This is a genomic window from Ensifer adhaerens, assembly GCF_002007205.1.
Lineage (GTDB): Bacteria > Pseudomonadota > Alphaproteobacteria > Rhizobiales > Rhizobiaceae > Ensifer > Ensifer adhaerens_D.
The window spans coordinates 882221-902129 of sequence record NZ_LAZS01000012.1; the positions used below are offsets into that span (position 1 = coordinate 882221).

Annotated in this window: 19 protein-coding genes; 12 read left to right on the forward strand and 7 right to left on the reverse strand. The window is 58.7% G+C overall.

The window, feature by feature from the left end; translation table 11 throughout:
* The first annotated feature begins 7 nt into the window (after window positions 1–7).
* Entirely contained in the window at window positions 8–820 is an 813-nt protein-coding gene (locus tag XB14_RS28920; RefSeq protein ID WP_077967148.1) for a Ku protein, read from the forward strand.
* Window positions 821–872: 52 nt separating this feature from the next.
* Here the strand turns inward: XB14_RS28920 and XB14_RS28925 are convergent, their stop codons facing one another.
* The 4 genes from XB14_RS28925 to XB14_RS28940 all read right to left on the reverse strand — a co-directional run bounded on the left by XB14_RS28925 (window position 873) and on the right by XB14_RS28940 (window position 5930).
* The gene (locus XB14_RS28925; RefSeq protein WP_077967149.1) at window positions 873–1430 is read right to left on the reverse strand and encodes a DUF4334 domain-containing protein; all 558 of its coding nucleotides are present in this window, start codon (window positions 1428–1430) and stop codon (window positions 873–875) included.
* Window positions 1405–2307 carry a hypothetical protein gene (locus XB14_RS28930; RefSeq protein WP_077967150.1) on the reverse strand — a complete coding sequence of 301 codons (903 nt, stop codon included), beginning with the start codon at window positions 2305–2307 and terminating at the stop codon, window positions 1405–1407. The genes XB14_RS28925 and XB14_RS28930 overlap by 26 nt, the downstream gene beginning before the upstream one ends.
* A 6-nt stretch (window positions 2308–2313) precedes the next feature.
* Window positions 2314–4944 (reverse strand): DNA ligase D, encoded by a 2631-nt coding sequence (ligD, locus tag XB14_RS28935; RefSeq protein WP_077967152.1) that lies wholly within the window; start codon window positions 4942–4944, stop codon window positions 2314–2316.
* A gap of 92 nt (window positions 4945–5036) precedes the next feature.
* Window positions 5037–5930: an SDR family oxidoreductase gene (locus tag XB14_RS28940; protein WP_077967154.1), complete on the reverse strand. Its 894-nt coding sequence runs from the start codon at window positions 5928–5930 to the stop codon at window positions 5037–5039.
* A gap of 148 nt (window positions 5931–6078) precedes the next feature.
* On the opposite strand from XB14_RS28940, the gene XB14_RS28945 reads away from it, so the two are divergent.
* On the forward strand, window positions 6079–6549 hold the full coding sequence (locus XB14_RS28945) for an NUDIX hydrolase (RefSeq protein WP_077967156.1): 471 nt from the start codon (window positions 6079–6081) through the stop codon (window positions 6547–6549).
* Between the two features lie 141 nt (window positions 6550–6690).
* On the opposite strand, the gene XB14_RS28950 is transcribed toward XB14_RS28945, so the two are convergent.
* Entirely contained in the window at window positions 6691–6918 is a 228-nt protein-coding gene (locus tag XB14_RS28950; protein ID WP_077967158.1) for a hypothetical protein, read from the reverse strand.
* Between the two features lie 246 nt (window positions 6919–7164).
* On the opposite strand from XB14_RS28950, the gene XB14_RS28955 reads away from it, so the two are divergent.
* The 10 genes from XB14_RS28955 (at window position 7165) to XB14_RS29000 (ending at window position 18367) form a co-directional block, all read left to right on the forward strand.
* A complete protein-coding gene (locus tag XB14_RS28955) occupies window positions 7165–8472 on the forward strand; it encodes a hypothetical protein (protein WP_077967160.1) in 1308 nt (435 codons plus the stop codon).
* The gene (locus XB14_RS28960; protein ID WP_077967162.1) at window positions 8459–9238 is read left to right on the forward strand and encodes an ATP-dependent Clp protease proteolytic subunit; all 780 of its coding nucleotides are present in this window, start codon (window positions 8459–8461) and stop codon (window positions 9236–9238) included. Before XB14_RS28955 ends, XB14_RS28960 begins: the two co-directional genes overlap by 14 nt.
* Window positions 9239–9330: 92 nt before the next feature.
* Complete coding sequence (locus tag XB14_RS28965; protein WP_077967164.1) at window positions 9331–9663, forward strand: hypothetical protein; 333 nt, start codon at window positions 9331–9333, stop codon at window positions 9661–9663.
* A 154-nt stretch (window positions 9664–9817) separates the two neighbouring features.
* Complete coding sequence (locus XB14_RS28970) at window positions 9818–10912, forward strand: YihY/virulence factor BrkB family protein (protein ID WP_077967166.1); 1095 nt, start codon at window positions 9818–9820, stop codon at window positions 10910–10912.
* Between the two features lie 126 nt (window positions 10913–11038).
* The gene (locus tag XB14_RS28975; RefSeq protein WP_077967168.1) at window positions 11039–12370 is read left to right on the forward strand and encodes a PQQ-dependent sugar dehydrogenase; all 1332 of its coding nucleotides are present in this window, start codon (window positions 11039–11041) and stop codon (window positions 12368–12370) included.
* A gap of 275 nt (window positions 12371–12645) precedes the next feature.
* Window positions 12646–13140 (forward strand): ferritin-like domain-containing protein, encoded by a 495-nt coding sequence (locus XB14_RS28980; RefSeq protein ID WP_077967180.1) that lies wholly within the window; start codon window positions 12646–12648, stop codon window positions 13138–13140.
* Window positions 13141–13434: 294 nt separating this feature from the next.
* Complete coding sequence (locus XB14_RS28985) at window positions 13435–15273, forward strand: ABC transporter ATP-binding protein/permease (protein ID WP_234804169.1); 1839 nt, start codon at window positions 13435–13437, stop codon at window positions 15271–15273.
* A gap of 67 nt (window positions 15274–15340) precedes the next feature.
* A complete protein-coding gene (locus tag XB14_RS28990) occupies window positions 15341–15598 on the forward strand; it encodes a DUF982 domain-containing protein (RefSeq protein WP_077967184.1) in 258 nt (85 codons plus the stop codon).
* Between the two features lie 234 nt (window positions 15599–15832).
* Window positions 15833–17920 (forward strand): catalase, encoded by a 2088-nt coding sequence (locus XB14_RS28995; RefSeq protein ID WP_077967185.1) that lies wholly within the window; start codon window positions 15833–15835, stop codon window positions 17918–17920.
* Between the two features lie 210 nt (window positions 17921–18130).
* Window positions 18131–18367 (forward strand): DUF6894 family protein, encoded by a 237-nt coding sequence (locus tag XB14_RS29000; protein WP_077967187.1) that lies wholly within the window; start codon window positions 18131–18133, stop codon window positions 18365–18367.
* A gap of 260 nt (window positions 18368–18627) precedes the next feature.
* On the opposite strand, the gene XB14_RS29005 is transcribed toward XB14_RS29000, so the two are convergent.
* Together XB14_RS29005 and XB14_RS29010 are read right to left on the reverse strand one after the other, a co-directional pair.
* Window positions 18628–19005: a response regulator gene (locus tag XB14_RS29005; RefSeq protein WP_077967189.1), complete on the reverse strand. Its 378-nt coding sequence runs from the start codon at window positions 19003–19005 to the stop codon at window positions 18628–18630.
* Between the two features lie 261 nt (window positions 19006–19266).
* Complete coding sequence (locus tag XB14_RS29010; RefSeq protein WP_077967191.1) at window positions 19267–19908, reverse strand: Isoquinoline 1-oxidoreductase subunit; 642 nt, start codon at window positions 19906–19908, stop codon at window positions 19267–19269.
* Window position 19909 lies beyond the last annotated feature (1 nt).

The window sequence follows — 19909 nt, forward strand, 5'->3', positions numbered from 1 at the left end:
TTGAGCCATGGCTGTCCGCCCCTACTGGAAAGGCTATCTGAAACTCTCGCTGGTGACGTGCCCGGTTGAGATGATACCGGCGACGTCCGATAGCGAGAAGGTTCGCTTTCATACGCTTAATCGCGAGACCGAGAACCGCGTCGTCAGTCATTTCGTCGATGCGGTAACCGGGAAAGAGGTCAAGGAAGACGACGAGGTCAAGGGTTACCAGCGCGGGGAAAACGAGTATGTCGTGCTCGAGGACGAGGAGCTTGAGACCGTCGCGCTCGAAAGCACCAAAACCATCGATATCTCGACGTTCACCCCGCTCGACAGCATCGAGTGGATATGGCTCGATACGCCATACTACCTTTCAGCGAGCGAACCGGTCGGCCAGGAGGCCTTTTCTGTTATCCGAGATGCGATGGAAGCCCAGAAAATGGTCGGTATTTCACGACTGGTCATATCGCGTCGGGAACGAGCCGTCATGCTCGAGCCGCGTGGCAAGGGGATCGTGCTCTGGACGTTGCGCTACGGCGACGAGGTTCGTGGCGAAGAAACGTACTTCACCGCGGCGAGCGACGCCAAGGCGGACCCTGAGATGATGCCGCTTGTGCAGCGATTGATAAAGAAGCTGACGAAGGACTGGAGCCCCAGCATGGTGGAGGACCCCGTGCAGGAACGCCTGGTCGACATTATCGCTGCCAAGAAGAAGGCGATGAAAAGACCGTCCAGGGCCAAGTCCAAATCGTCAACCACGCCATCGGCACCCAGCAACGTCGTCAACATCATGGACGCCTTGAAAAAGTCGGTCGCAGCGGAAAGTCGTCGCCGGAAATGAACCATCCGCGACCCTTGGATCTTGAGATGTGCGACGGCACGGCTGGCTCTCGTCAGCCGGCGGGCAGGTTCGGCGGTAGCGCGACGGGTTCGATCACCCTCTCAAGTTCAAAGACATAAAACCGATCGTCATCTCGCATGGCCATCAGTCCCATCAACCTGTCGTCGTTGATCCGTCGAAAATGGTCGACGATCGGCTGGTCGTCATAGATCATGGCCGCGCTCTCCACGCCTTCAAAGGCAACCGTCTTGATCGAGGCGACGGGACCCTTTGCCTGAAAGCAGCGTTGAAGACGGGCAAAAAGCGCGGCTGCAAGGGGCGTTCTTCCAAACGCATGAAAGCGAAGTGCGAGTGGAAGCGGAACCCACTTCGGATCGATGGCTCGCAGTTTTCGCCCACCGGCGTGAAAAAGCAGGGCATCGGCCCGCAGATCCGGATTGAACCGCTTGCCGAACCAGCCGAGGTTCTCCAAGACCCCATCGAAAGGATGACCAGTTGGAACTCCCCGACCTTGCCAGAGGCCGGAAAGCTCGCATGGGTGGAGCGGAGGAAGCCGCAGAAACTGTTCCAGCACCCGTTGCTGATCATTCACCGGATTGCCTCTCCTCACCTCTACGCCTTCCGGCTTCTCGTTTCGATCGGGCCTGGCGACGCGCCTGCCGCAAATCTTCCAATGTCGGAAACCACCAGCCCCGCTTGAGTTCAGAATGTGTCGGCGGCGTTTTTTCGGGCCAGGTCCTTACCAGTTCATCGAGCGAGCCCCGCCGCCAGGTGACCCAGACAAATTCATCGCCACCATGGGCAGGAAAATAGAAATCGCTGATCGTTTTGATATCCGCCAGTTCGCCGTCAGACCCGGTCAAGAAGACTACTCCAATATGCGTGGCGATCGCGCGCTCGTAGGGCGGCCTCTCATCGAGGAGTATCGGATAGCGCTGCCTGCGCTTTTCCCTTGCCCTTGCCTTTATATCCTGCTCCTCGTCGCTACCTTTGAGCGCCTCTCGACGTGCCTTTCTTGCCTCCGGTTCGCTTCGCTCGGCTTCCGCTTCGATCTCTGGCCAGCGTTGACGAAGTTCTAAGAGCGAACGATAGGGTACGGTCCAAAGTCGGCGGTCGACGTCCCAACGCGCGAAAGGTATCTCGCGGATCTGATCGATAATTGACCGTGAAAAAGGCGTGCGGATTTCCAACGCCGCGGCGGCGGCCTCAAGATAGCGGCTCACAATCGGCTCGAACGCAAAGGCGTCCCTGCCCTTCTCGTCGGCAAACACGCCCTGTTCCGCTTCCATTTCGGCGCGCCAACGCGCGATGCGTCTCTCGGCGGTGCGGCCCGGCACAAACCAGGCCTTCAGCCCGTCGCTCCAGCGAGCACGCGGAAACGCATCGCGAAACCGATCGACCGTGACGCGATCGTGTGGCAGGTCAGCGGTCGCACCCGGCCGCGGGCCTGGCGACACTTTACCCTTCGTATCCTGTTCGGTCTTCATGACAGATCACGCTGCCCGATTGGTATTCCCGAGACGCTTGATTGCTTGTTCGAGAGAGTGCTCGCTGTCGCAGTAATCTTCCCAGGCAGTGGTTTTGGCAAGGAGCGCCGGGACCGTGCGCACTGTGAACCGCTTCGGGTCGAGATCGGATTTCACTTGCGCCCAGTTGAGAGGCATCGAGACAGTCGCCCCTGACCGGGCCCGCGGCGATAGTGGAGCGACGGCCGTTGCCATTCGATCATTGCGCAGATAGTCGAGGAAGATACGGCCGTTTCGAAGGTTCTTCGTCATCTTGATCAGATAAAGATCGGGACTGTCGTGAGCCATTTGCTCGCAGACATCATGGGCGAACCCCTTGGCCCCGGCCCATGAAAGCGGCTTTCGAGATTTCCCCGCAAGTGGCGTGACGACGTGGAGCCCCTTGCCGCCCGTTGTTTTGCAGAAGCTGACAAGGCCGAGATCGTCGAGCCGGTCGCGCATTTCCTTTGCCGCGGCGACGACATCGGCGAAAGGCACGTCGGGCCCAGGATCGAGATCGAACACCAGGCGCCCGGGAACTTCGGGTCTGCCCGGCTCGCAGTTCCAGGGATGAAGTTCGAGGCCACCCATCTGTGCGACCGCGACCAGACCCTCCACGCGATCGACCTGCAGGTACGGTTTCCTGTCGCCAAAGACGGTGACAAGTTCAAGGAGGTTCGAAGTGCCGGGCATTGCATGGCGCTGGAAGAACTGTTCACCGGCAATACCGTCCGGGGCGCGGATGACGGAACAGGGCCTGCCCCGGACGTGATCGATCAGCCAGGCTCCAACGGCCTCATAGTAGCGGGCAAGCTGCTCCTTGGTGACCGGCTCACCGTCGCCGGCATCCGGCCATAGGGGTTTGTCGGGGCTGGATACCAGGACGCCCAGGACTTCTGCCTTTTGGCCCACGCGAGACGGGGCCACCTTGACCCCTGCCCTCGGCTCCGGCGTCGGAGTCTTTGCAGGCGGGGCCGGCTTTTCTGCCTTAACTTCGGCAGCTGGCTTATCCTCGCGAAGCCCCTTGAAGGCGGCTTGCCGCACCAACCCGTCGGCCGTCCAACCCGCGAACTCAATCTCCGCAACAAGTTCCGGCTTCAGCCAAACGACCTCGCCTTGCTTTTTCGGAGCACCGATGCCGGTGAAGGGTGATTTTGCGTTTTCGACCTCTTTCAGTCTCGGCGACAAGCTTGCAACCTTCGCTGCGCCAAAACCAGTCCCAACCCGTCCGACATAGACGAAATGGTCGCCTCTGTAGACCCCGACCAAAAGAGATCTGAACCTGCCATTGGTTTTGGCGTAGCCGCCGATCACCACTTCATGGCCTGCCCGGCACTTGGATTTCAACCATGTATCTGTTCTGCCTGACTGGTAGGGAGCATCTGCCCTTTTTGACACAATACCCTCGAGGGAAAGCTTGCATGCGGATCGAAGTACCGCCTCTCCGCCCCGCTCAAAATGCTCGACGAAACGAAGTCGAGCATCGTCGCCAATTTCGCTGAGCATAATCTGCAAACGCTCTTTGCGTTCAACCAGCGGAATGGCTCGCAGATCCTCTCCCGCATGGAACACCAGGTCAAAGGCGAAATAGACGAGATTGCCTGTCTTGCCTTCCGAAAGCGCCGCCTGGAGAGCAGCGAAGTCCGGGGCGCCATGCTCATCAAGCGCGCAGATTTCCCCGTCGATGATGCAATCCGGCAAGGAGGACGCATCTTCAGAGATCTCGCGATATTTGGCCGTCCAATCAAGCCCTTTCCGGGTTTTCAAGGTTGCCACGCCGCCAACCACGCGCAACTGCATTCGATAGCCGTCAAACTTGATTTCGTGTAGCCATTTATCGCCGGCCGGTGGACGTTCGACCGTTTCGCAAAGCTGCGGCGCAATAAAATCAGGCAGGGTTTCGCGCCCTGATTTTGTGCGCCCCGTTTGTGATTTCTTGCGTTCTGCCGCCGCCAGCCCCTGTCTGCTGTCCCATATTGCGTCGGCCTCAACCGCGCCCCTTGTCATCATGAAGGCGGCCGGTTTGCGGCCCTTCCCATTGGCGATGTCGTCCATCTTGCGACCGGAAGCCACGGAAGTGGCATTTTCCAGGACTTTCGCACCGTCCTTGGCCACGGAATAGTCGTCGCGGTGCTTGATCAGGAGCCAGTTCGGCCGGGATCCTCCAAACCGGTCATTGCGCATTCGAACCAGCACAAAACTGCCATGGAGGCGCGTTCCCTCCAGCGAGAACTTGAAGTCACCTTTCTTCAGCGCTGCCTCCGGGGATTTTTCCCCTTCGAACTCCCAATAACCTCGATCCCACAACATGACTGTTCCGCCGCCATACTGACCCTTTGGGATCGTCCCTTCGAAGTCGCCATAGTCGAGAGGGTGGTCTTCCACCTCGATCGCGAGCCTCTTGTCGTGGGGATCAAGCGAAGGTCCCTTGGCAACGGCCCAAGATTTGAAGACGCCGTCCAATTCAAGTCTCAAATCGTAGTGCAAGCGCGTGGCGTCGTGCTTCTGGATGACGAAGCGCCGACGGTTCGACGGTGAGACGCGAGCCTTCCCGCTCGGTTCCTGCGTTTGCTGGAAATCGCGTTTTTTCTTGTAAGTCGACAGTCTGTCTTCGTTCATTGAAGCCCACCGCCTTTTGCGTCCAATACCGCCTTGATTAGGTCCGACAGCCCATTCAGACGCGGCAACGGCCGCGCCGACATCGTCCGGCATCAATCAACGCCTTTCCCGCCGGTCGCACCGTAAACTTCGCCATTGACGAAACTTGCCTCCTGCGAGGCGAGGAAGACGTAAATGGGGGCCAGCTCAACCGGCTGGCCGGGTCGACCGAAATCGCTGTCCTTCCCGAAGTTCTTCACCTTCTCGTCAGGCTGGCCGCCGCTTGGCTGCAAGACCGTCCAGAATGGACCCGGTGCCACGACGTTGGCCCGCACACCCTTCTCGATCAGTTGTTTTGCAAGTGCCTTGGTATAGGCGACGATCCCAGCTTTGGTCGTCGCGTAATCGAGAAGAATTGGCGATGGCTGATATGCCTGGATGGACGCGGTCGTGATGACGGACGCGCCTGGGGGCAAATGCGGCTCGGCGGCCTGAGCAATCCAGTGCAAGGCGTAGAGGTTGGTCTTCATCGTGGCGTCAAAATCCTCCGACGTTACAAGCGAGACGTCCTTGCGAAACTGTTGTCGGGCCGCGTTGATCACCAGAATATCTATGCCACCAAGCTCGGACAGTGCCCGCGACACCAACGCGCGGCACCATTCTTCATCCTTCACGTCACCCGGCAAGGCGAGCGCCTTGCGGCCCTCGGCCTCGATCAACTCGATAACCTCTTTCGCGTCCGGTTCTTCCTCCGGTAGGAACGATATGGCGACGTCGGCACCCTCACGCGCAAACGCAATCGCTGCGGCCCGCCCAATGCCAGAATCTCCCCCGGTGATCAGGGCTTTGCGCCCTATCAGCCGACCTGCCCCTTTGTAGGTCCTCTCGCCGTGATCGGGCTTTGGGTGCAACTTGCCAACAAGACCCGGCATGGGTTGTGGTTGCGGGGCGAACGGCGGCGAGGGGTATTGCGTTCGGGGATCTTGCATCGTCAGACGATCGGTCATTGGTAAGTCCTCATGTGGCGATTATCCGTTAAACTCGTCGATTGGTTTCGGGTTCCGGTCCAGCAATTCGCAGGAACCAAACGCCGGGCTCCACCGTTCATTTGACGTTCTCTTCAAACCCTTTTCGCGCCAAGGGAGAAAACGTCCCATGCAATTGCTGCACAGGGTCCTTGCCGACGTGCCGTTGATGCTCCGCCGTCCGCCGAGGTTGCAGTATGCGGCCTTGTGCTATCGTGTCCGCACGGGGCATCCGCTCGAAATACTTCTCATCACAAGCCGCGATACCGGTCGCTGGGTTATCCCGAAGGGTTGGCCCATGAAAGGAAAGCGTGCTCATGAGGTAGCGGCAAGGGAGGCGTTCGAGGAGGCCGGCGTAAAAGGCAGCTGTCAGAGGGCTCCGATCGCCCACTACGTCTACAGGAAGAAGCTGGACGGTGGCCTGAAGATTTCCTGCAAGGTCCATGTTTTTGCGATGAAAGTTGCTCGCCTGCGTGGAAACTTTCCGGAGAGGGGCGAGCGCAAACGTGCCTGGTTTGCATATCGGGAGGCCTCCCGTCGCGTCGCTGAACCATCCCTGCGCGAGCAGATTTTACGCTTCGGGCGTGCGACTTTGCCCTGAAGGCGGAAACTGCGACGACGCCATTCTCATACATTTCTGAAGTCTGGATCGCCGGCTGGCGGTATCTGCGAGCGCCGGCGGGACGATGGCCGGCCGGATGGATGGAGTGGCGCACACACCGGGGTTGCCTGAAAGTACCCCTTACCCTTGCGGAGCCAAGCTCGTTCTGATTCCGGCCTCAGCAAACCGCGTCAGCTGCATTTGAGTTGCGTCTTCGGTATAAAGGACATGAACCGCCAGGCCGCTTGCGGTGCGCCTTTGAGCTTCCTCATAGGCCTCTTCGAAGCCAACCGGAACCGCGTCTGTTGGCGCGGAGGGATCGTCCTCAGTCAACACATAGAACGTGGAGTTTCGATCATCTGGGGTCATCGGCGCTCTCCTTCTCGCACACCACCAACTGCCTGAGGACGCGATAGTTCCTAGGTACTGTTCGGGCGACTTCCGTGCGTCTTGTGCTTTGCTTGGTGCCGTTGAAGCTTACTCCGCGTCCTCCGCGCTTTTGCTCGTCCCAGTCAATCGAACGGCTGTCCGGGACGCAGTGTTGAAACCGGCCTTTATTCCGCCCCCTTCTTGATCCTCTTTTAAGGAATACATTCCTTCTTCGGAGACTGGCCCATGGCGACCGGCGCATCCCAGCGATTGCACGACGGGGTCGCTGCCGTCGAAACGATGACGCGGTTTGCCATTGCCGTGCTAGCGCTTGCCTCCGGCGTGTACACTTATCTCGGCGTGCGCAGCATCCTGGACGGTTCGCCAACAGCGATCTTCTTCGCGGCGATCATCTACTCGGCCTCCGTCTCGGTCGGCATCTACGCATTCTGGTCCTATATGGCGCGCTTCTTTCCGCATATCACCACCCATACGGGCCGCGCCGCCATGCTGGGTGTGATGGCCATCGGCGCGGTCATGATCATGGCCATGTCAAGCTGGCTCAATGCTGCTGCACTAGCCGGCTCTGCGGCACTCGAGCAGCACCTGGCCGAGACGGTCGAAGACTATACCGCCGACCTCGACCAGGCGCACCAGAACGCACTTGCTGCCCAGAGTCTTCTGCCCGATATCCAGCGCGCCTCCGAGCGCTTTGCTCAGCTGGCGCTTTCGGAGCGGCAATCGGGCGCTCTGACCGGTACGACCGGCTCAGGAAGCGTCGTCCAGTTGCTGTCGCAGATGTCAGCGCAGATGAAAGATCTAGAGAACGGCATCAACGCCTCGCGCGAACAGGTAACGACGTTGTTCGAACAAGGACACAAGCGGCTTGAGACCATGCGTACGCTGGTATCGGCACCCGGCGCCATTGAACCGCGTGCCGACCAGTTCTCCTCGGAAGTCGTGGCACTCACCGGGGTCATAGCCTCGCTCGGACAGACCTCAATTGCCCCTTCGATCCGTCGCGCGGCCGATGATCTTTCACTCGGCTTTATTGCACCTGTCGCCGACGGTGGCGATGCCGACCTGGTTGACCGCCAGGACAGGGTAATGGCGACAGTGCGCGCTTCAGTGGCGGCCCAGTCAAAGGTTCTGTCCGACGCAGCTGACGAGATCCTTGCACGCACACCGGTAAAGGAGCGAAGGTTCGTTCCACTATCGTCCGCCGAAGCGGTCTTGCTCTACGCTTCGGACTTTATTCCAGCATGGGCTGGCGCCATCTCCATCGATCTCCTGCCCGGTGTACTCGTGTTCATTCTTGCAGTCGTGCACGGCGCGATCCGAAAACAGGAAGAGAGGATGCCTTTTGCCGAACGCATCACGGCAGCCGAACTCGTGCAGGCAATAGAATTGAAGCGTGCGCTAACGGAAAGCGGCTCGGATCTGCTGGAGGTCGCCGGCGAGCTTGAATCGCAGAAAACCACGGAAGAGGCAAACAACATCACAAACCTCGACCCAAGAATACGTCCCAAGGATCGCTCACATGAGGATCGATGAACCGATCAAGGCCTTGAAGCGCCTCGACGATGGCACCGCGATGCGAGGCGCGTTTTATCTATTGCTGTCATTGACTGCGATTTTTCTCGTGATCGATGTTCGCAACATGGAATCCAGCCCCAAGCTGTCAACCGCCGACCCGGACTACCAGGTCCCGTTCCTGCCGCCTGAAGGAACCAAGGGCGATCCGAGCGATGCTGCGCAAAACCCATCGAGCCCGGTCGAAGTGCTGAACAAGCCGATGACGTTGGAGCTTGTCCCAGGCGGCGTCCTGCTTGTCGAAGGTACCTTCGATCCAGGCGCGTCTTTGCGCTTTGCCCGAGAGATCGAAGTTCGCGGGGAGTACGTAAGAACCGTCGCACTCAACTCGCCTGGCGGCTCAGTGGACGACGCGCTGGCAATTTCCAAGCTGATACGCGAAAAATCGCTGACGACGAAAGTTGGGTCGGGAGCACTTTGCGCATCCTCATGTCCAATCGTGCTTGCAGGCGGCGTTGAACGCCTCGCGGAAAAAGATGCGGTGGTTGGAGTGCACCAGCTATTTAACGTCAGCAACGTCGTACCCACCGCAGACGAGGTCATGTCGACCACCCAGTCCGCCACCGCACGTGTCGCCCGCCATCTCGAGGCTATGGGCATTGCTGCCGAACTCTGGTTCAACGCCTTGGAAACGCCTGCGGACCGCCTTTATTATTTGACGGCGAAGGAAATGGCCGATTTTCGACTGACGACAACGGCAGCCGCGAGTTCCAAGAAGAGAAGTTAGGTCTCCACGTGGCGGACAACGGCAAGGCTAGAGGGTGGAACAACGGCAGGCCTGTTTCGTTGGGTACGATCGAGCGCAGGAGAGCGGCAGCGATGTCCAATCAGTCAGGTTACCAATGCGATGATGGCTCGGGCGTAGCGCCGACGCGCCCGTCCGCAGATGCGAGGCGCAAGGTTATCGCTCGGCCGGACGAATTGGCGACCATCCTCAACCGACGCGAGAAGCTGAAGGCCTTGCGCGCCGAAGCGACCCGGCTTCGCATTGAACTGGCGGCCATCGCAGCCACGGCGTCGAGGATTGCTGTGCTTGAGGCAAACGCCATCGTCGCAACGGCGGAAAATGGTATCAGGCGCCACTTTGCACCAGCGCTGATTGCCGCGGGACTTGTCGGCTACATTTGGAGCGTTTGCAGGCGGGATCGGTAGCACACCGCCCGGCAGCGCGATGGGGAAGCAGCGGCATAGTGCAAGCGCGCACTCGGCACCCGAGTGGTGGGACGAAATCGGAGATGATCGTGGGGAAGGATGCATCCATTTAGCGTCGCCGATCGTTAGGAATCGAGCAACCGGATGTTTGGTGATGACCTCGAGATACCCACACTCGAAAAGCCACGCGACGGCCTACGTCGTCTGCGCAGCGGCGTTGTTTGCGCTTTACCTGCTTGATCCCAATCGGCGCGCTCCTGGGCGAAACGAGGCAAACAGCACTCCCACGCGCGCGCAAGAGGATGATGATCATGGCCGCTATGCCGATGTTCCCGAGGACATCCCTCCAAAAGGGCTTTACGACGTTCTTTGGCGCGTTATGCACGAAGTTTCCAACGACCGTGTAGCGTTCGTCGCCGCCGGAGTGACGTTTTACCTGCTCCTTGCACTGTTCCCGGCATTGGGTGCTACTGTCTCGCTGTACGGATTGCTCGCTGATCCCATCGACATTGCCGAGCATCTGAAGGCTCTGTCCTACGCGCTGCCCCCGGGGGCATTCGATGTTTTTGAACCGCAGGTCCAAGCGCTCGTGCATATGCGCGAGACGACGTTGAGCGTCACCTTCCTGGTCAGTCTCTCCATCACGCTTTGGAGCGCCAGAAACGGCACGCTCGCGCTCTTCGACGCAATGAATGTTGCCTATCAGGAAGTTGAGAAGCGTGGATTTCTCAAGCTCAATGTTATCGCAATCCTTTTCACACTTTGCGCGATGATTGTCCTCATCATCATGATAGGCGTCACCGCCGCTCTGCCCGCGGTCTTTCGGCTCGTCTCCCTCGATCCGGCAAATGAAGCTTTGATCCTGCTTACAGGCTGGGCACTAGTGATTGCGGCTGCGTTGACAGGAGCGGCAGTCGTTTACCGCATTGGCCCCAGTCGCGAGCCGCCAAAGGTTCGTTGGTTAACCTGGGGATCGCTCTTTGCAACGTCCGCTTGGATCGTGATGTCTTCGGCCTATGCCTGGTATCTGGGCAATCTGGCCGACTACAATGCCAGCTACGGCGCGCTCGGTGGCCTTGTCGGTTTCCTCATTTGGCTCTGGTTATCGGTGACCCTGCTGATTGTGGGCGCTGAGTTGAATGCGGAACTTGAGCATCAGACCGTGAAGGATTCGACCACTGGCAGACCCCTGCCTATGGGCTTTCGGGGTGCGTACATGGCCGACACGATCGGCCGAGCTGCAAAGTAGCCGTTGGGGACCAAGCACCAAACGAACGCCAGCAACAGAAATCCACGTTTTGAGCAAGAGATGGAATAATGCGAATGGACATCGCGTCTTACGTTCGCAGATACTGGCCGTTGCGGGGGAAACCTCATGAATATTGCTTTTCCGCGAATACTGGCCCTCACATTCGGCATAAGCGCTGTTGTTGCGAGTTGTGCCGGCGTACCCGCGAGACAGCCGGCTCGCGGCGAGGATGCGGTTGGCTACGGATTTAATCCGGCGCTGCCGAAACCGCGCCCCACCGTGATACCCATCGTCAACATTGCCGATGCAACCGGCTGGCCGAAGAGGCGCGCTCCGACGCCAGCCAGAGGATTGAAGGTCACCGCGTTTGCGACGCGCCTCGATCATCCGCGCTGGCTGCTTGTCTTGCCGAACGGCGATGTCCTGGTGGCGGAAAGCAATGCGCCAGCCAAACATGATGAAGGATTCAGCCTGAAGAAGGTGTTCATCGGGCAGGCGATGAAGCGGGCGGGCGCCGCCACTGAAAGCGCAAATCGCATCACGCTTCTGCGTGACAAAAATGGCGACGGCGTAGCAGACCTTCGCAGCACCTTCGCTGAAGGCCTGAACTCTCCCTTCGGCATGGCGCTGTCCGGCGGCCAACTCTTCGTCGCCAACACCGACGCTCTTGTCGCGTTTCCCTATTCCGATGGTCAGACTCGGGTGAAGGCGAAACCGCAGAAGATCACCGATCTGCCGGCTGGAGACCTCAACCATCATTGGACCAAGGATGTGATCGCAAGCCGAGACGGCCGCAAGCTCTACGTCACCGTCGGGTCTAACAGCAACGTCGCGGAAAACGGCATGGCCGTGGAAGAGAACCGCGCCGCGGTGCTCGAGGTCGACAAGGCAAGTGGTCGTACCCGCGTTTTTGCCTCAGGCCTTCGAAATCCCAATGGCCTCTCCTGGAACCCTCAGAGCGGGGCGCTCTGGGTGGCCGTCAATGAACGCGACGAACTCGGCGACGACCTCGTGCCCGACTACATGACGTCAGTGCGCGACGGGGCGTTCTACGGCTGGCCCTACAGCTATTTTGGTCAGAACGTCGATACCCGGGTCAAACCATCTCGGCCGGACCTTGTAGCGAGGGCCGTGAAGCCCGACTACGCGCTCGGCGCACATACCGCCTCACTTGGATTGACCTTCTCCAAGGGCACATCGCTCGGCTCCCCCTTCGCAAATGGCGCCTTTATCGGCCAACACGGGTCCTGGAACCGTAGCATCCCGAGCGGCTACAAAGTGATCTTTGTCCCCTTCAAAAATGGAAAACCAAACGGACGCCCCCGGGATGTTCTCACGGGTTTCATCGCCAAAGGCAAAGCCATGGGTCGCCCTGTGGGAGTTGCGATCGACAGAAAGGGGGCGCTGCTTGTCGCAGACGACGTCGGCAACGTGATCTGGCGTGTGAGCCGGGATTAGCTTTCTGTAATCGCGGTGCACGTCCTCCTTCACCTTTGATGGCGGACCGACCATTGCCTTTGTGCTTCCAACGCCAGTCCCATCCATGCCAAAGTGGCCTCTCCCTCGCAGTTCCGGCTCGCCTCCTGCGTGCGTTTCAATCCGAGACGTGCTGACGACTGCGCCGGCGAAATCTGCCCCACCAGTGGACGGGCTCAAAAAGTAGCTCGTCTCTTGGAACGAAAACGTGCGCCGGCAGCTTCTTCTGGAGCATTCATTCAAGAAGGAGAGCCACCATGAACTCGCTTGCCGAACTATTCGAACATACACTCCAAGACGTCTATTACGCCGAAAACGCAATCACGAAGGCACTCCCTAAGATTGCCAAGGCCGCCAAGAGCGCGGAGTTGAAAAAGGCAGCTGAGGAGCACCTTTCGGAAACGAAGGACCAGATCAAGAAGCTCGATCAGGTATTCAAATCGATCGGAAAGAAGCCCGCCGGCGATAAGTGCGACGCTATCGAGGGGTTGATCAAGGAAGCCGACGGACTGATGTCAGACGCGAAAGGGACCGCGCTCGACGCGGGTCTTCTGGCCGCGTGCCAGGCTGTGGAACATTATGAAATCGCCCGTTACGGGTCGCTTCGGGAGTGGGCGAAGGGCCTTGGGTACGACGAGGCGCACACTCTCCTTTCCGAGATCCTTGACCAGGAAAAGGCAACGAACAACAAACTCACCAATCTGGCGGTTACATCCATTAACAAGGGAACGCCGGCCAGAAAGGCCGCGTAGGCCGAATATCGTTCCCATTCGCCGGTTTCGAAGGCCCAGGGCACCACACCGACATCAGACCCGTCGCCAGTCTCAATCGCCGCGGCGGGTCAAGGGGTCAAACAGCCCTCACTTTAGATGGACCAACAACATAGGCGCCAATGAGGACCGCGAAGTTGACAACTCCGATCGTCGCTCCAGTTCATGAAGATGAGTTTGCGTGAAGTCGTCCGCAGCAACGCACCACGGGCAAAAGCACTGATAAAGCGGCCTCTCCGAAAGAGACGGCGGCGCCCATCCAGCCCTGTTTCATCCATGCGCAGTTTCTGGGGACTGCTGTTTGCCTACTGGCTCTCCAAACGGTGGCGCGAGGCCTGGAGCCTAACGTTTCTCATCCTGCTACTCACGGGTCTTTCGGCACAGGCAAGTGTCTGGTTCGCGTTGACTTCCGGCGAACTCGTCAACCGGATCGCCAATTTTCACCATCCAACGGTTCCCACCACGCCATCATCGCTCCTGACCACCGCCGCAACCCTTGCGGCAATCGCAATCACAAGAGACGCGGGCTTTACTGCGGTTCGCCACTTTTTCTCGACCACACTTCATCGAAAATGGCGCCAGTGGCTAGACGAACGTTTCAACCAAGCGCTGCTCGATGCCAACCACACCCATTTCCATCTTCAGCAAAACGGGCTTGGCGAAATGGTCGGGAAGGAAGGTCCAACGCCCGACAACATCGATCAAAGGGTGCAGGAAGCGATAAAGGGTATGACGGGCGGTGCAATCGGCCTTGGCATCGGCATCGCCGGCGTCGTCCTTTCGCTCGTCTTCGTTGGGCGAAAGCTGATCGAGACCTCGAGTTCAGTCAGAGGACTCGAGCTTCTGGGCAGCTACGGGTCCGCGTTCCTCACGCTCCTGGCGATCGCAGTCTATGTACCGCTCAATACGTTCGTTGCAGCCAAGCTCGGCAGCATTCTCCAAGGCCTGTCGGTGCGCATCCAGTCGGCGGAGGGTAGCTATCGCAGCGAATTGAACCAGTTGTTGCATCGTAGTTTCCACGTCGCGGTCATCAAGGGCGAACCGGCTCAAAAGACCATCAACGAGCGCAGATACCGCGAGATTGACGCCACCTGGGCGAGCCTCAACCGCGTTACCGCCGGCTATATGGGTTTTGAGCTGGTGCATAATTTCCTCGGCTCGCGAATTGTCGCCTATGCGCCAGGCCTCCTCCCCTACGTCGACAAGACAATCAGCCTACAGGATTATGTCACCGGCGCCGAGCTAGCGACGGCCCTCATCAATGAGTGCTCGTGGTTCATCCATGCGATGCCCGACATTGCGACATTAAGGGCCGATGCGCGCCGGATAACAGAACTCGCGCAAGCAATCGAAACGGTGCAACAGCCTGAGGATTATTATTCTCGCAGCGGACCATCCGTCTTCGAGTACACGACCCAGGATGCAAAACGAGGCTTTTCCATCAAAGCAGTCGAACTCTTTCACACTGGCGAGGAAAAACCGTTCTTGGCCGTCGATACACTCAACTTTGCTCCTGGAGAGTGGACGTTGGTGATCGGTGAATCGGGCAGTGGCAAGACTTCGCTTTTCAAAGCAATAAATGGTCTTTGGCCGCATGGCCGCGGGACCATCACTATGCCGGATGCTGTTCGAAGCCTCTACGCCGCCCAGGAAGTTAAGCTCCAAGATGTTTGCCTGAAGGATCTCGTTTGCTTGCCAGATGAGGCAAACGCGCATACCGACGCCAGCGTCGCGACTGCGTTGGAAACGGCCGGGCTCGAAGAGTTTGCAAGGGAGCTTTCGAGTGAGGGGCGCGAGGGACAGAACTTCGACAGGTTGCTGTCCGGGGGCGAGAAGCAGAAACTCGTGCTTGCGAAGATCCTGTTGCTGAAGCCGGTCCTGATCTTCCTCGACGAGGCGACCAGCGCCTTGGACAGCCAGTCCGTTCGGTCGTTTCACCAATCGATCAAAGATCATTGCCCAAACTCTACGGTAATTGCGGTCATGCACGATGTCTCCTCGATACAATCAGAGCGTGGGGTCGATTTTTTCGACAGCGTGCTCGTGGTCGAAAAGGGCTTCGCCGAAAAGAAGCCACTAGCAGAATGGCGCTCGGCGGGGCGGAGCGACCCGTGATCTGACCGTCGCGGCCGGGAACAAATCTTGAGACCAGACGTTTTTTGCCGAACCGGAGGCAACGCACATGCAAACGATCATCTGGGATCGTCCCGTAAAGATCGGCGTAAGGGGCGAGCGCTCGATCAAGGGTCCGCAGGATGCCTTGCAATATCTGAGCGAGATGCCGCAGGGCGGTTGGTTCTACGAGCGGGCAAGAAACCGCTGCCAAGCTGCTCTGGAGCGCGGCGACGCGCTTGGGCTTTCGCGGAGAGCCTTCGTTGGCGCGGCGCTCGAATCTTCGTTTCCCATCGCGGAAGAGGACGTCCAAGACAACCTCGATTGAGGCATAGGTTACTCGCGGGCCTCAATCCAGGTCATTCCCCACCGTATACTGTCGCATTCTCCCCCCGCCCGGGATTTGTGCCGAAAGGCCTACAATACAAAAAGGCGCGACCACGAGGGAACTCTTGTAACACACGCAGGTTTTGGCGGGTGTACTCCCTCCCGGCCCCTTGGAACCTCGCAGATGTCGAGCGCCCTTCGCCAGTGCCGGTGCGCTAGAGAAGAGGATCGATCGATGGCCAACAAGACCACGTTTGACAGCGAGCCCGGTCACGGCGGAGAAACGCATCAGCACGCCTCGGATGAGACCGCTGGAGCACATCTCACCACCAATCAGGGTATCCGCGTCTCCGATAATCAAAACAGCCTGAAATCAGGCGAGCGAGGGCCGGTTCTTCTCGAAGACTTCGTTTTGCGCGAGAAGATTTTTCACTTCGACCACGAACGGATTCCGGAGCGGATCGTGCACGCTCGCGGCTCGGCTGCGCACGGTTACTTCGAACTAACCCAATCGCTGAGCGACGTGACCGTGGCGGATCTTTTCCAGCGGGTTGGCGAAAAGGTGCCGGTGTTCGTGCGGTTTTCGACCGTCGCCGGTGGTGCCGGCTCAGTCGATACACCTCGCGATGTCCGCGGATTTGCAGTCAAATTCTACACCGAGCAAGGCAACTGGGATCTCGTTGGCAACAACATTCCCGTCTTCTTCATTCAGGATGCGATCAAGTTCCCGGATCTTATCCACGCGGTCAAAATGGAAGCCGACCGTGCTTACCCGCAGGCCGGCAGCGCTCATGATACATTTTGGGACTTCGCCTCGCTGATGCCCGAGAGCACGCACATGTTGATGTGGGCAATGTCCGATCGGGCGATTCCGCGCTCCTACCGCATGATGCAGGGCTTTGGGATTCATACATTTCGTTTCGTCGATGCCACCGGCAAATCGACCTTCGTCAAGTTCCATTGGAGGCCGAAGCTCGGGGTTCAATCGACAATTTGGGATGAGGCACTGAAGCTACAGGCCGCCGACAACGACTATCATCGCCGCGATCTCTACGAAGCGATCGAGAACGGCAGCTTTCCGGAATGGGAACTCGGCGTTCAACTGTTCGACGAAGCGTTCGCCAACAAACTCCCCTATGACGTTCTCGATGCCACCAAGATCATCCCGGAGGAAACTCTGCCGCTTAAAATCGTCGGTCGGCTCGTTCTCGACCGCAATCCCGACAACTTCTTTGCGGAAACCGAGCAAGTCGCGTACTGCCCGGCAAACATTGTTCCCGGAATAGACTTCACCAACGACCCGCTCCTTCAGGGACGGTTGTTCTCGTATCTCGATACGCAGAAGTCGCGCCTCGGCTCGGCAAATTTTCACCAGTTGCCGATCAATGCTCCGAAGTGCCCGATGATGAATTTTCAGCGCGACGGCATGATGCAGATGGCCGTGCCCAAGGGCCGGGCAAACTACGAGCCGAACAGCCTGGCAATGTCAGGCGAGGACGGCGGTTCACGCGAATGTCCGATCACAGGTTTTAGGACCTTGGAAGCACAGTCGGGCGCAAAGGAACAGGGTGAGAAGCTTCGCGTACGCTCCGATCTATTTGCCGATCACTATAGCCAGGCGCGCCTGTTCTGGGTCTCCCAGACGGACTCGGAGCGGGCGCACATAGCCTCATCTTTCGTTTTCGAGTTGTCCAAAGTTGCGCTCGAGCACGTGCCGCCGCGGATGATCGGCAATCTCCTGAATGTCGACAGGGATCTTGCACAACGGGTCGCCGTCGGTCTTGGCATCGATCTTCCCAGGGCCAATCCGGCGGCACGGGAACCGGTCGATCTTGAGCCCTCGCCTGCCCTGTCCATTCAGAAGAACATGCTGGAGACGGTCGAGGGCCGCAAGATCGGTATCCTCATCGGCGACGGCTCTGACGTGACGGCCTTGAAAAAGCTGAAGGACGCGATCGCCAAAGCCGGCGCCGTGCCTTTTGTCGTAGCCCCGAAGATCGGCAACACAACGCTCTCCGACGGCAAGCCCGTGAAAGCCGATGGCCAGCTCGCCGGCTCCCCGTCTCAGATTTTCGACGCGGTTGCCGTGCTGCTTTCAAAGGATGGCGCCGAAATTCTCGTCAACGAAGCGGCCGCCATCCAGTGGATCATGGATGCCTTCGGCCATCTGAAGGCAATCGGACACAGCGAGGATGCGCTACCGATCTTGAAGAAGGCGGGTGTGGAGATCGGCGCAGGTGTCGTACCTCTAGACGCCCATTTCCTGGAAGCCGCCTCAATGCGTTTCTGGGATCGCGAACCCAAATTGCGTCTCCTTGCATAAACGCAAGTGGCCTTGTTCTTGGCACAGGCAGCAGATGGGGTAGACGTGACGTTGGGGCATCGATCGTGGCTGGAACGCTGAAAGAACTGCTGGCCACCCGTGCCCCGGCGCCAAGCCTTTGACGGGCAAAGAAAATCGTAGGGCTGATTGGCTCTTGGGAACAATGGCTTCCTTCCCGACTTCTCTATCCGAGCGGAGGCTGGAAAGTTGATGACGCGCTATTTCTTCGATCTCAAGAATGGTGACGGGCAGACGCGGGATGACCTAGGGCTTGAGCTCCATTCTCGCGCGGCGGTCATGCAGGAAATCACGCGCATCCTCGTTGACGTCGCACGCGACGAATTGCCCGAGGGCCATGGCACAGAGATTTCGGTTTCGGTGCGTAGCGAGGAAGGCAAACCGATCTCGGTTGCCAGTCTTACGTTTCGCAACCGTTGGCTCGATTGACGTGTGAACTGCTGGCGAAGCCGGTATCGGTGCTCGGCGCGACGCGATGACACCGTCTTTTCGACGGGGCCATTGGCTGTGAGGATACGCTTTTGCCACGCAGCGCTTTGTCGCCAATTCGGTTGTTTACACAAGTGCCATCACGAGGGTCCGTCTGTGTTGATGATCAGACGGCATGCCGAACCGATAGCGGTTTGAACGAGGCGAGGAAAAAGGGATCGCGACGACTGGTCGTGGAAGTTCGAGACCATATGCGCGCCCTACCCGGTACGCAGTGTCTCGGTCGCGATCGCATTCAAGAGTATGTCCGGGCGGCAGGGTTTCGTCAGAAAGATGCCCTTGCTGAAGACACTCGAAGTCTCGTCGTCGGGCGCAGGCGCCTGTCCCGAATAGACGATAAATGGCACGGATCGTTCCAGAAGGGTCTGTGCAATTGATGTGCAAAAACCGTCTCTGACACGGGGGTCGAGAATTCCGAGCTGGGGGGTATTAGCCTCTAGCCAGGCTGCGGCATCCGCGCATGCACTGAAAACCTGAACAATTTCAAATCCCGCTTCTGCCAACAGTTCTTCCAGGTCGAGTGCAATGATCGGCTCATCTTCAAGAACAAGAACGGATCGCCCCTCAGTCACGAACATTCTCCAACCCCATGTCTCGGCAGCGGCAAGCCACAGAAATTAAAGGGGTAAACTAGGGTGCCACCGGCATTCGTCAACGAGCCGCAGGCAACGATTATTACCGCTCCACGCTCGGCCGGCTGACCAGTTCCCGTGCGATGGCAACCAGAGAGGGGAGGCAATCATCGGGCACGCGCGTGGTCCTCCCGGTTTCGCAATTGGTGTCACAATGGGCTTTAGAACGGGTTCGACCCTCGCGCGAAATTGCGGTGCGGGCACGCCTTATGACGATGGACAGGCAGCTCCCGTATTCACCCACGCCTGGATGAGCTTGCCGAACTCTTCCTGAGTGCCTGGAACCGGCTCACGGCCATCTCCGGGTTGCCATCCCCATCCGACCAGATCGTCATGCGCCATGTGCTCGACTATCTCTTCCATGGTTTTGTCGCCGTTTCGTTTGGGATCTTTCAATTGCACGCAGATCTGCCCAAGTGTCTTACCCTCCCAGGCCATCTCGATCGGCGCGAGATGCCAGGCGGGATTACCCGGGATGCTTTTCAGCGTATCGGCCTGGCCAATCACCGGCGTGTTCTGTTCACTGTGGCAGGTGTTGCACTGCATGCCCACCAAACCCATACCGCCCTCGCCCCGGAAAACGGGCGGCTGATGCAGATGCATGGCCATGCCCTGCAGCGGTCGTTCTGTGGCCGGATGACAATTGACGCATCGGGGATGCTGGATCACTTTTCCGGCCTCTTCGAAGAGCGCAACGGACCGCGCCCGCTCGTCGGAAATCGACTGAAACGATTCCGCTGAACGGAGCGAGTTGCTGGTCTGCGCTTCGGACGCCGGCGTCAGCATGGCGCCCGCTGCGACGACAAGACAGTTTGCGGCAATTCCTGAGAACAGGAGTTTGATCTTCATC